The sequence below is a fragment of the Mycobacterium sp. genome (genome assembly GCF_046091765.1).
Taxonomy (GTDB): domain Bacteria; phylum Actinomycetota; class Actinomycetes; order Mycobacteriales; family Mycobacteriaceae; genus Mycobacterium.
In genome coordinates, this window is sequence record NZ_JBJTCF010000092.1 from 1 (window position 1) to 11,602 (window position 11,602).

Annotated in this window: 11 protein-coding genes and 1 tRNA gene; 5 read left to right on the forward strand and 7 right to left on the reverse strand. The window is 69.7% G+C overall.

Annotated elements, in window-relative coordinates:
* The first annotated feature begins 58 nt into the window (after positions 1-58).
* The 3 genes from ACKOB8_RS09980 (at position 59) to ACKOB8_RS09990 (ending at position 2,264) form a co-directional block, all read left to right on the forward strand.
* On the forward strand, positions 59-1,012 hold the full coding sequence (locus ACKOB8_RS09980) for a metallophosphoesterase (protein WP_526377059.1): 954 nt from the start codon (positions 59-61) through the stop codon (positions 1,010-1,012).
* Between the two features lie 10 nt (positions 1,013-1,022).
* Positions 1,023-2,141: an L-cysteine desulfhydrase Cds1 gene (gene cds1, locus ACKOB8_RS09985; protein WP_526377060.1), complete on the forward strand. Its 1,119-nt coding sequence runs from the start codon at positions 1,023-1,025 to the stop codon at positions 2,139-2,141.
* A 49-nt stretch (positions 2,142-2,190) separates the two neighbouring features.
* Positions 2,191-2,264, forward strand: a tRNA-Pro gene (locus tag ACKOB8_RS09990).
* Between the two features lie 46 nt (positions 2,265-2,310).
* On the opposite strand, the gene ACKOB8_RS09995 is transcribed toward ACKOB8_RS09990, so the two are convergent.
* The 5 genes from ACKOB8_RS09995 to glpK all read right to left on the reverse strand — a co-directional run bounded on the left by ACKOB8_RS09995 (position 2,311) and on the right by glpK (position 8,156).
* A complete protein-coding gene (locus tag ACKOB8_RS09995) occupies positions 2,311-3,117 on the reverse strand; it encodes a TspO-related membrane protein (protein WP_526377061.1) in 807 nt (268 codons plus the stop codon).
* 4 nt (positions 3,118-3,121) lie between these two features.
* The gene (locus ACKOB8_RS10000; protein ID WP_526377062.1) at positions 3,122-4,801 is read right to left on the reverse strand and encodes an FAD-binding dehydrogenase; all 1,680 of its coding nucleotides are present in this window, start codon (positions 4,799-4,801) and stop codon (positions 3,122-3,124) included.
* Positions 4,801-5,265, reverse strand: coding sequence for a GatB/YqeY domain-containing protein (locus ACKOB8_RS10005; protein WP_526377063.1), 465 nt, complete (start codon positions 5,263-5,265; stop codon positions 4,801-4,803). The genes ACKOB8_RS10000 and ACKOB8_RS10005 overlap by 1 nt, the downstream gene beginning before the upstream one ends.
* An 11-nt stretch (positions 5,266-5,276) precedes the next feature.
* The gene (locus ACKOB8_RS10010) at positions 5,277-6,626 is read right to left on the reverse strand and encodes a carotenoid oxygenase family protein (RefSeq protein ID WP_526377064.1); all 1,350 of its coding nucleotides are present in this window, start codon (positions 6,624-6,626) and stop codon (positions 5,277-5,279) included.
* A 66-nt stretch (positions 6,627-6,692) separates the two neighbouring features.
* A complete protein-coding gene (gene glpK / locus ACKOB8_RS10015) occupies positions 6,693-8,156 on the reverse strand; it encodes a glycerol kinase GlpK (RefSeq protein ID WP_526377068.1) in 1,464 nt (487 codons plus the stop codon).
* Between the two features lie 173 nt (positions 8,157-8,329).
* Here glpK and ACKOB8_RS10020 point away from each other — a divergent pair, with 173 nt between their 5' ends.
* On the forward strand, positions 8,330-9,808 hold the full coding sequence (locus ACKOB8_RS10020; RefSeq protein WP_526377069.1) for a glutamate-cysteine ligase family protein: 1,479 nt from the start codon (positions 8,330-8,332) through the stop codon (positions 9,806-9,808).
* A 10-nt stretch (positions 9,809-9,818) separates the two neighbouring features.
* A complete protein-coding gene (locus ACKOB8_RS10025) occupies positions 9,819-10,496 on the forward strand; it encodes a class I SAM-dependent methyltransferase (protein WP_526377065.1) in 678 nt (225 codons plus the stop codon).
* 7 nt (positions 10,497-10,503) lie between these two features.
* On the opposite strand, the gene ACKOB8_RS10030 is transcribed toward ACKOB8_RS10025, so the two are convergent.
* Positions 10,504-10,932: an organic hydroperoxide resistance protein gene (locus ACKOB8_RS10030; protein WP_526377066.1), complete on the reverse strand. Its 429-nt coding sequence runs from the start codon at positions 10,930-10,932 to the stop codon at positions 10,504-10,506.
* 10 nt (positions 10,933-10,942) lie between these two features.
* The gene (locus tag ACKOB8_RS10035) at positions 10,943-11,482 is read right to left on the reverse strand and encodes a putative Ig domain-containing protein (protein ID WP_526377067.1); all 540 of its coding nucleotides are present in this window, start codon (positions 11,480-11,482) and stop codon (positions 10,943-10,945) included.
* Between the last annotated feature and the right edge of the window lie 120 nt (positions 11,483-11,602).

An 11,602-nucleotide genomic window follows, 5' to 3' on the forward strand; every position in this document is an offset into this window, starting at 1 on the left:
GCCGCCGCCCGCCCCGCCGCCGCCGTGACGGCCTTCGCCCCGCAGTAGTCTTGGAGGCGTGTCCGCACCGGGCTTGAGGACGACCGCGGCCGCCGCCGTCGGGACCGCCGCACTGACGCTGAGCTACGCCTCGGCGATCGAACGCAACGCGTTCGTCGTTCGCGAGGTGACGATGCCGATCCTGACACCGGGGTCCTCACCGCTGCGGGTGCTGCACCTCAGCGACATCCACATGCGGCCCACACAGCGGCGCAAGCAGGCCTGGCTGCGCGAGTTGGCCGGCTGGGAGCCCGATCTGGTGGTCAACACCGGCGACAACCTGTCGCACCCCAGGGCGGTTCCCGCGGTGGTGCAGGCGCTCGGCGATCTGCTCGCGGTTCCGGGGCTGTTCGTGTTCGGCAGCAACGACTACTTCGCGCCGACGCTGAAGAATCCGGCCAAGTACCTCACCGACCGCGGGCACCGCGTGCACGGCACGTCGCTGCCCTGGCAGGATCTGCGCGCGGCGTTCACCGAGCGAGGCTGGTTCGACCTGACCCACACCCGCCACGAGTTGGAGGTCGCGGGCTTGGTCATCTCCGCGGCCGGTGTCGATGATCCGCACATCGAGCGGGATCGCTACGACACCATCGCCGGACCGCCCAACCCGGCGGCCAACCTCAGCCTGGGGCTGGTCCACGCGCCCTACACGCGGGTGCTCGACAGGTTCGCCGCCGACGGCTACCAACTGGTGATGGCCGGGCACACCCACGGCGGTCAGCTGTGCCTGCCGTTCTACGGCGCCGTGGTGACCAACTGCGACCTGGACCGCTCGCGGGCCAAGGGGGCGGCGCGCTGGGGTGCGGCCACCGCCCTGCACGTGTCGGCCGGGATCGGCACGTCGCCGTTCGCGCCCTTCCGGTTCTGCTGCCGGCCCGAGGCGACCCTGCTCACCCTGGTGGCCGCGCCGACCGGCGGACACGACGCGACCCGCAATGTCGTGCGCTCGACCCCGGCCGTGGCGGTCCGCTAGGAGGACGCAGGTGAACCTGGTAGCGGCCCGCCGGGCCTCGCGCGACTGGGTGGCCGAGGCGGTCCGGCTCATCGAGGCCGACGCCCGCCGCAGCGCTGACACCCACCTGTTGCGCTACCCCCTTCCCCGGGCGTGGAGCGACAGCGCCGATGTGGCGCTCTACCTCAAGGACGAGTCGACCCACATCACCGGAAGCCTCAAACACCGGTTGGCCCGCTCGCTGTTCCTCTACGGATTGTGCAACGGCTGGATCACCGAGGGGACCACCGTCGTGGAGGCGTCGTCGGGTTCGACGGCGGTGTCCGAGGCGTATTTCGCCGCGATGCTGGGTCTGCCGTTCGTCGCGGTGATGCCGGCCTTCACCAGCCCGTCGAAGGTGGCGCTGATCCAGGCCCGGGGTGGTCGCTGCCATTTCGTCGAACAACCCGGCGACGTGTGCGTCGAGGCGCAGCGGGTCGCCGATCAGACCGGTGGTCACTATCTGGATCAGTTCACCAACGCCGAGCGGGCCACCGACTGGCGCGGCAACAACAACATCGCCGAGTCGATCTACGACCAGATGCAGGCCGAGAGTCATCCCGTCCCGGCGTGGGTCGTGGTCGGTGCGGGAACCGGCGGGACCAGCGCCACCATCGGCCGGTTCATCCGCTACCGGCGCCACCGCACGCGGCTGTGCGTGGTGGACCCGGAGAACTCCGCCTTCTTCCCGGCCTACGCGCAGGGCCGCGACGACATCGTCACCGCCGCGCCGTCGCGGATCGAGGGCATCGGCCGGCCCCGGGTCGAGGCATCCTTCCTGCCCGACGTCATCGACCGCATGGTCAGCGTTCCCGACGCCGCGTCGGTGGCGGCCGCGCACGAGGTCTCCAGGGTGCTGGGCTGGCGGGTCGGACCCTCGACCGGAACGAACGTCTGGGGTGCGTTCGGCCTGCTGGCCGAGATGGTCGCCAACGGTGTCAGCGGTTCGGTGGTGACGTTGATCTGTGACAGCGGCGACCGCTACGAGGACACCTACTTCAACGAGCGCTGGCTGGCCGGGCAGGGGCTGGCGCCGGGTGCGCATGCCGACGCGCTGCGGGAGTTCGACCGGCACTGCGCCTGGCCGGAGTGGATCACCGCGGCGCGCTAGAGGAGTGCGCGGCCCACACGGGGGTGCGATAGGCTGTCGAGGCTTCACGCGGGGTGTGGCGCAGCTTGGTAGCGTGCTTCGTTCGGGACGAAGAGGTCGTGGGTTCGAATCCCGCCACCCCGACCGCGACCTTTGCGTATCTCACCTGGGTATCTCAACCCGGCAGTCCCTATCCCACCGCCCCCGCCGGGGTGCGCCGGCGCACGATCGCCCACTCCGCGCCGAGGTATACGACCAGCGCGGCGATCACCGCGGCGATGATCGCCGGGTAGCGGCCGTCGAGGCCTTCCGGTGACAGCTGGCGCAGCAGGATCCCGAGGAACGCCCAGATCAGCACGAGGCCGTAGGCGACATCGCGGTTGCGCACCATCGTGGCGGTGCCGATGGCCATCGCGACCAGCACCATGATCACCGCCCAGGTGGAGTCCGCCAGACCGAAGCCGTCCCAGTTCGCGTAGACCAGCAGCACGGTCATGTTGGCCACGACGGCGACCGTCGTCCACCCGAAGTAGACGCTGAAGGGCACACCGATGAACCAGCGCTGCCGGGCGCTGAGCACGACGCGGCGCACCGTGGTGACGATGCGGGCCAGGCACACCAGGATCACCGTGATCAGAACCGCCGAGAGGGGAATCAGGTCGTAGTGCCAGGCGAACACCCACGCGGTGTTGGCCAGCGAGGACAGCGTGAACAGAACTCCGACCCGGTTCAGCAGGGCCTGCTCGACAGGATCGGGCCGGCCGCGGAAGAGGCCGAGCTGGTAGAGCACGTGCATGCCGAGCAGCAGGTAGATCACACCCCAGATGGCGAAGGTCACCCCCGCCGGGGTGAACAGGCTCGGGTAGGCGTCGGACACGTCACCGGTGCGCCTTGCGTTGAGCGGCAGCGCGTTGGCGAGGTAGTTCACCGCCACCATCGCCAGATAGCTCGCGACCACCGCCGCCTGGACGGGTCCGCGGGTTGTCGTCGCGCTCACGCGGCTACAGGGTGCCGGCCGCGTGCCGGCCGGCGGCCCGCCCGGAGAACAGGCAGCCGCCCAGGAACGTTCCCTCCAGCGCGTTGTACCCGTGCACGCCACCGCCGCCGAATCCGGCGACCTCGCCGGCGGCGTACAGACCCGCGATGGGGTTGCCGTCGAGTCCGATCGCGCGCGAGGACAGGTCGGTCTGGATGCCGCCCAACGTCTTTCGGGTCAGGATGTGCAGCTTCACCCCGATCAGCGGCCCGGCCGCCGGGTCGAGGATGCGGTGCGGCGTGGCGGTGCGGGTGATGCGGTCGCTGATGTAGCGGCGCGAGTTGCGGATGCCCTGCACCTGCGCGTCCTTGCAGTACGGGTTGGCGATCTGCAGATCGCGCGCCTCGATCTGGGCGCGGATGGCCGCGGGGTCCAGCAGCGGCTCGTCGGTCAGCTTGTTCATCAGCGCGACGAGTTCCTCGAGGGAGTCGGCGACGACGAAGTCCGCGCCGCGGGACTTGAAGGCCTCGACCGGGGGCGGGGCACCCTTGCCCACCAGCCGCTCGCGCAGCAGCCCGGCCCGGTCGCGGTTGGTGATGTCGGGGTTCTGCTCGGAGCCCGACAGCGCGAACTCCTTCTCGATGATCTTCTGGGTCAGGATGAACCAGGAGTGGTCGTACCCGGCGATCTGCGGATCGGTGCGCAGATGGCGCAGCGTGCCCAGGGTGTCGTACCCGGGGAGGCAGGGCGCGGGCAACCGGCGCCCCAGCGCGTCGAACCACATCGAGGACGGCCCGGGCAGGATGCGGATCGCGTGCTGGGGCCAGATCGGGTCCCAGTTCTGCACTCCCTCGGTGTAATGCCACATCCGGTCGCGGTTGACCAGGCGCACACCGCTGTCGGCGGCGATGTCGAGCATCCGGCCGTCGACGTAGGCCGGAACCCCGGTGATCATCGACGCCGGAGGGGTGCCCATCCGGTCGGGCCAGTAGCGCCGCACGATGTCGTGGTTGCCGCCGATACCGCCGGTGGTGATGATGACCGCCGGTGCGCTGAGTTCGAAGTCGCCGACCCGCTCGCGCGTGGACGGCGCGCCCCGCGGGGAGTCGTCGGGCGCCAGCACGGTGCCGCGCACGCCGGTCACCCCGCCGCCGGAGAGGACCAATTCGTCGACGCGATGGCGGTGGTAGAAGGTGACCAGACCCCGGGCTGCGGCCTCCAATGCCGAGTTGACGAACGGCTCGACAACGCCGGTGCCGGTGCCCCACGCGACATGGAAGCGCGGCACCGAGTTGCCGTGTCCGTCGGCGCGCAGGTCGCCGCGTTCGGCCCAGCCGACCGTCGGCACGAAGGTGATGCCGTGCCCGTGCAGCCAGGAGCGCTTCTCGGAGGCGGCGAACTCCACGTAGGCGCGCGCCCACTGCACCGCCCAGCTGTCCTCGTCGTCGAGGCGGTCGAATCCCGCGCTTCCGCACCAGTCGTTCCAGGCCAGTTCGAAGGAGTCCTTGACGCCCAGCCGGCGCTGTTCGGGGGTGTCGACCACGAACAGGCCGCCGAACGACCAGAACGCCTGACCGCCCAGGTTGGCGGCGTTCTCCTGGTCGAGCAGGGCGACCTTCTTGCCGCGGCTGGTCAGTTCGTGGGTGGCCACCAGCCCGGCCAGCCCCGCACCGACGACGATCGCGTCGACTCCTGGCGCAGCCATCACAGCCTCTCCTTCACGGCGGCCGACAGCCGCGACCCGTCGGCTTTGCCTGCCGCGATCGCGGTGGCCGCCTTCATCACCATGCCCATCTGCTTGACCGACGGGCGCGCGCCGATCTCCTCGGCGACCTGGGCGATCGCGGTGTCGACCACATCGACGACCTCGGCGTCGGTCAGCGGCGTGGGCAGGTACTCGTCGATGATCCGGGCTTCGGCGTGCTCCTCGGCGGCCAGCTCACCACGCCCGTTCTGGGTGTAGATCTCGGCGGCTTCGGCGCGCTTGCGGGCCTCGCGACCCAGCACCTTGATCACCTCGTCGTCGGTCAGCTCACGGGCCTGCTTGCCGGAGACCTCCTCGGTCTGGATCGCCGCCAGCAGCATCCGCAGCGTGGCGGTGCGCAACTTGTCCTGACTCTTCATCGCTGCGGTGAGATCGGAGCGAAGCTGGATTTTCAGTTCGGCCACGGCTACCCACGCTAGCCGGTGATCCAGTTGCCGTGGAAGCCGTAGGGCACCCGGCGGGGCAACAGGATCCGGGCCGTCGGTTCGGCCGTCAGGTCGCCGGCGGGCAGGATCACCAGCTCGCTGCTGTCGCGGGCGGGGTCGTAGACGTAGCCCATGTACCACCCGTTGTCCTCGTCGGCGCCGCCCGACGGGGACGGCACGAAGACGACCTCGCCGGGGCCGCCGGGCGCGTCGGAGGTGCCGAACTCGCGTACCGCCGCCGCACCGGTCTGCAGGTCGTAGCGCACCAGCGCGGACTTGCCCACCGACACCGCGTAGCGGGCCGGCATCCCGGCCCGCCGGTCGTCGATCCGCGGGAACTCCACGGCGCGGTCGTCGAGTTGGCGTTCGGTCACCGTCCCGCGGCCGGTGTCGATCGTCCACTCCCACAGCACGCCGCTGTCGCCGAAACCGCCGTCGTTGCGCCACAACTCGGGGTAGCGGACGGCCTGGATCACGATGCTGTCACCGCCCGCGGCTTTCTGCACGTAGGCGTTGGCGACGTGGAAGACGTAGCACGGTTCGATCTCGAACCAGCGCACCTCGCCGAACGGGTCGTCACGGCGCAGCACGCCGAAGCGCGCGCCATAGTCGTCGTCCCAGCGGAAGGGCATCCCGCCGCCGCTGATCGCGACCTGCAGGTTGAACACGATCGGCAGGTCCATGAAGATGACGTGTTCGGCAGTCATCGCGAAGTCGTGCATCATCGTCATTGCCTTGACGTCGATCGGGCGGTTGACGGTCAGCTCGCCGTCGGCGTCGGCGCGGTGATAGCTGACGTGGGGCTGGAAGAGATTGCCGTAGCCGAAGAAATGCAACTCACCGGTGGTGGGGCAGATCTTGGGGTGGGCGGTCATCGAGTCGTTGAGCTTGCCGTCGAAGTCGTAGCAGCCGACGGTCTCCAGGTCGTTGGTGATCTCGTAGGGCAGCGAGGACTCGACGAGGGCGAGCGTCCGGCCGGCGTGATTGACCACGTGGGTGTTGGCCACCGACGAGTGCAGGTTGCGGGTGCCGTCGGCGCCGTAGACCGGGAAGTCGTTGTCGAAGCTCTCAGTGCGCACCCATCGGTTGCGGTACCACCGGGCGGCACCGCCTTCGATGCGCACCCCGTGGATCATGCCGTCACCGACGAACCAGTGCGGTGTCGGCGTGCGCGGGTTGGATCCGTTGCGCAGATACCAGCCGTCCAGCTCTGTGGGGATGGCCCCCTCCACCGTCAGGTCGTAGGCGTCGAGCTCGTCGGCCACGGGCGCGTAGTTGCCCCGCATGTGGAACGGGCGGGCGTCGGGGAGGTTGGCCAGATCGGCCGCGGTGTCGGTCATACCGACCACTCTGGCACGACTTGGGCGCGCTTTCCGGCGCTCAGCCCACGAAATCGCGCCGCAGGCCTAGATCTCCACCCAGTCCAGGGTGCGCTGGACGGCCTTGCGCCAGCCGGCGTAGCCCGTGGCGCGCTGCTCCTCGCTCCAGCGCGGCGACCAGCGCCGGGCCTCCTGCCAGTTGGCCCGCAGGTCCTCGGGATCCGCCCAGAACCCGACCGCCAGGCCGGCCGCGTACGCCGCCCCCAGTGCCGTCGTCTCGGCCACCACCGGGCGCACCACCTCGACGCCGAGCACGTCGGCCTGGATCTGCATGCACAACTCGTTGAGGGTCACCCCGCCGTCGACCTTGAGCACCTCCAGGCGCACCCCCGAGTCGGCGGCCATCGCGTCGACCACGTCGCGGCTCTGGTAGCAGATCGCCTCCAGCGTGGCCCGCGCGACGTGGGCGTTGGAGTTGAACCGGGACAGCCCGACGATGGCACCGCGCGCGTCCGAGCGCCAGTACGGCGCGAACAGGCCGGAGAACGCCGGCACGAAGTAGACCCCGCCGTTGTCCTCGACCTGGGCGGCCAGCGTCTCGCTCTGCGCCGCACCGCTGATGATGCCCAGCTGATCGCGCAGCCACTGGACAGCCGAGCCGGTCACCGCGATCGACCCCTCCAGGGCGTAGACGGGTTTGGCGGTCCCGAACTGGTAGCACACCGTGGTGAGCAGTCCGTTCTGGCTGCGCACGATCTTCTCGCCGGTGTTGAGCAGCAGGAAGTTGCCGGTGCCGTAGGTGTTCTTGGCCTCCCCGGGTGCCAGGCACACCTGCCCGACCATCGCCGCCTGCTGGTCGCCCAGGCTGGCGGTCACCGGCACCTCACCGTCGGTGGGCCCGTCGGGGTGTGTCATCCCGTAGGACTCCGGTGCGGACGACGGCCGGATGGCGGGCAGCATCGCCCGCGGCACCCCGAAGAACGACAGCAGTTCGTCGTCCCAGTCCAGGGTCTCCAGATTCATCAGCATGGTGCGACTGGCGTTGGTGACGTCGGTGACGTGCACCCCGCCGAGCGCCCCGCCGGTCAGGTTCCACAGCACCCAGGTGTCGGGCGTGCCGAACAGCGCGTCGCCCTTCTCGGCGTCCGCGCGCACCCCCTCGACGTTGTCGAGAATCCACTGCAGCTTGCCGCCGGAGAAGTAGGTCGCCGGCGGCAGTCCGGCTTTGCGCCGGATGACCTCGCCGCGGCCGTCGCGCTCCAGCGCGGCGGCGATGTGGTCGGTGCGGGTGTCCTGCCAGACGATGGCGTTGTAATAGGGCCGCCCGGTCTTGCGGTTCCACACCAGCGTGGTCTCGCGCTGGTTGGTGATCCCCAGCGCCGCCAGGTCGGTGGCCGACAGCTTGGTGGTGTTCAGCGCCGACATCACCACGGTCTGGGTGCGCTCCCAGATCTCCACCGGGTTGTGCTCGACCCAGCCCGCGCGCGGCAGGATCTGTTCGTGCTCGAGTTGGTGGCGCCCCACCTCGGCACCGTTGTGGTCGAAGATCATGCACCGGGTGCTGGTGGTGCCCTGGTCGATGGAAGCGACGAAGTCGGCCAAGGTCTCTCCTCGGGTGCGACGGTTGCTGGCTGTCCTGGGAGTCTGCCACCGATCACCGCGAATGCGCACGGATCGCCGATTCCGCTCGGGCACCCTTGCGCCGCGAAGACCGACGCGGTTGCATCGTCAGGGTGGGCGACGAGATCAGGCAGGCCAGCTACAGCCGGGCGCAACGGCAGCAGTACCGGCGCAAGGTGCAGCTCTGTCTGGACGTGTTCGAGAACATGCTGGCCAAGTCCAGCTTCGAGTTCGACCGGCCGCTGACCGGGATGGAGATCGAGTGCAACCTGGTCGACGCCGACTATCAGCCGGCGATGTCCAACCAGGAGGTGCTCGCCGCCATCGCCGACCCGGCCTACCAGACTGAACTGGGGGCCTACAACATCGAGTTCAACGTCCCGCCCCGCCCGCTGCCCGGGCGTACCGCGCTGGAACTGGAGTCCGAGGTCCGGGCCAGCCTGAACGCCGCGGAGGCCAAGGCCGGCGTCGACGGCTCGCACATCGTGATGATCGGCATACTTCCCACGCTGATGCCCGAGGACCTCACCGGCAGCTGGATGAGCCCGTCGGTGCGCTACCAGGCGCTCAACGACTCGATCTTCACCGCCCGGGGTGAGGACATCCTGATCGACATCGACGGAGCCGAACGGCTGACCATGTACGCGGAGTCGATCGCGCCCGAATCCGCCTGCACCAGTGTGCAATTGCACCTCCAGGTCTCCCCCGCCGACTTCGCCGACAACTGGAACGCCGCTCAGGTGCTGGCCGCGCCGCAGATCGCCCTGGGCGCGAACTCGCCGTACTTCTTCGGCCACCAGCTGTGGGCTGAGACCCGCATCGAATTGTTCGCCCAGGCCACCGACACCCGGCCCGACGAACTCAAGGCGCAGGGGGTGCGCCCCCGGGTGTGGTTCGGCGAGCGCTGGATCACCTCGATCTTCGACCTGTTCGAGGAGAACGTCCGCTACTTCCCGTCGCTGCTGCCGGAGGTGTCCGACGAGGACCCGGTGGCCGAACTCGCCGCGGGCCGCACCCCGAAGCTGGCCGAGTTGCGCCTGCACAACGGGACCGTCTACCGCTGGAACCGGCCGGTCTACGACGTGGTCAACGGCAGACCGCACCTGCGGGTGGAGAACCGGGTACTGCCCGCCGGGCCCACCGTCGTCGACATGATGGCCAACTCGGCCTTCTACTACGGGCTGCTGCGCACGCTGTCCGAGGACGAGCGGCCGCTGTGGACGAAGATGAGCTTCACCGCCGCGCACGACAATTTCCTGGAGGCCTCACGCAACGGCATGGCGGCCAGGCTGTACTGGCCGGGTCTGGGTGAGGTCACCCCCGACGAGTTGGTGCTGCGCCACCTGCTGCCGATGGCCGAGGAGGGGCTGCGGCGCTGGCGGGTGGCCACCGAGGTGCGCGACCGCTACCTCAGTGTGATCGAGGGCCGGGCGAAGACCGGGCGCAACGGCGCGGCCTGGCAGGTGGCCACGGTCGGCGCGCTGCAGAGCAGGGGGCTGGACCGGCCGCGGGCCCTGGCCGAGATGCTGCGCCGCTACTGCGAACTGATGCACAGCAACGCCCCGGTGCACACCTGGGAGTAGCTTGGCGTTCATGAGCTCTGAGGTGATGGACTGGGAAGGCGCCTACCGGGGGGCGGGAGCGTTCGAGGGTCCGCCGCCGTGGAACATCGGCGAGCCGCAACCGGCGCTGGCCGCGCTCATCGAGCACACCTCGATCGCCGACCCGGTGCTCGACGCGGGCTGCGGTCACGCCGAACTCGCCCTGGCGCTGGCGGCCCGCGGCCACACCGTCGTCGGCATCGACCTGGCGCCGAGCGCGATCGCCGCCGCGTCCGCGGCCGCCGCCGAAAGAGGCGTGGCCACAACCACGTTCGTGTGTGCCGACATCACCGCGTTCACCGGCTATGACGGGTTCTTCGCGACGATCATCGACAGCACGCTGTTTCACTCCCTGCCGGTCGACCGACGCGACGCCTATCTGGCGTCGATTCACCGCGCCGCCGCGCCGGGGGCGCGCTATTACGCGCTGGTCTTCGACAAGGGCGCGTTCCCCGCGGAATTCGAGGGCAAACCCAACGACGTGACCGCCGAGGAGTTGCGGCAGGCGGTCGCGAGGCACTTCACGGTGGACGAGATCCGGCCCGCCGCCATCCACGCCTACGCCCCGCAGGTCCCCGGGGCGCCGCCGGCCGCGGCGCCGGTTCTGCCGCGCGACGCCCAGGGCCGGGTGATGTTTCCCGCCCACCTGTTGAGGGCGCACAAAGCCTAGAAGACCGCTACACCGTCGCCGACAGCGTGACGTCGATGTTGCCGCGGGTGGCCTTGGAATACGGGCAGGTCTGGTGCGCCGTGGCCATCAGGTCGTCGGCCACGCTCTGGGAGAGTCCGGGCAGGTAGCCGATCAGGTGGGCGGTGATGCCGTAGCCGCCGGAGGAATCCTTGCCCAAAGAGACCCGCGCGGTGATCCCCGAGGCCCCGTCCAGGGTCACCCCGCTCTTGCGGGCGATCAACTGCAGGGCGCTCAGAAAGCAGGCGGCGTAGCCGGCGGCGAACAACTGCTCGGGGTTGGTGCCCTCGCCGCTGCCGCCGACCGCTTTGGGCGGACGGGTCGGCAGGTCGATGACGTCGTCGGAGGACTTGACGGCGCCGTCGCGGCCGCCGCCGGTCGCGGTCGCCTCGGCGGTGTAGAGGACCTCGATGCTCATCGGACGGGTGTCAGCTCCGCCCGCCACGCCCGCACCGCACGGTGCACACGGTGCCGGAGTAGGTGATGACCGACGAGATGTCCATTTGGCCGCCGTATACGAGGGAGCCGGGTGCGGTAACCGCCTGGACAGTCGCAACGAACGAGTAGGGACCGGCTTTGATCGGCTTTCCTGAAAGCTTGCCCGACTTACTCAGGGTGAGCCCCTCCGGCAGGGCGCCTGCCGACACCGACCATTCCCGGGAATAGGCGGTCGGAATGCCCGAAGTTGCAGCCACCAGCTGCTGATCGGCGGCCCGCCCCGACCGCAGCGGATTCAGGGCCGAGGTGAGGATGTCCACCCAATTCAAAGTGACGATACCGTCAAACGGAGGGCTTGGGTCCAAGAAACGCGGCGGACCGGTAACGGCGAGGGTGGTGTAGGCGGGATCGGCGTAGGACGATCCCCCGCCACCGCCGCCGCCCGCCCCCGATGTGGAGAATGGGCTGGCCGAGGCCTGCCCGGGTTCACCGCCCGAACCGCCCAGCCAGCCGCCGCCGTCGCCGTTCACGCTTCCCGACCCGCCGGATCCGCCTGTCCCACTACCTGCGTCACCACCTGGGTTATCACCTCCCGAGAACCCGCCGCCCTGCGGCACGTAGACAGATAGCGATGTCGTCGGGGCGGGAAG

Bases quoted from the DNA above. Each gene is read 5' to 3' on its own strand.
- ACKOB8_RS10025 (WP_526377065.1), top strand. From the start codon at position 9,819: ATGAGCTCTGAGGTGATGGACTGGGAAGGCGCCTACCGGGGGGCGGGA.
- ACKOB8_RS10030 (WP_526377066.1), bottom strand. From the start codon at position 10,932: ATGAGCATCGAGGTCCTCTACACCGCCGAGGCGACCGCGACCGGCGGC.
- glpK (WP_526377068.1), bottom strand. From the start codon at position 8,156: ATGATCTTCGACCACAACGGTGCCGAGGTGGGGCGCCACCAACTCGAG.
- ACKOB8_RS10010 (WP_526377064.1), bottom strand. From the start codon at position 6,626: ATGACCGACACCGCGGCCGATCTGGCCAACCTCCCCGACGCCCGCCCG.
- ACKOB8_RS10000 (WP_526377062.1), bottom strand. From the start codon at position 4,801: ATGGCTGCGCCAGGAGTCGACGCGATCGTCGTCGGTGCGGGGCTGGCC.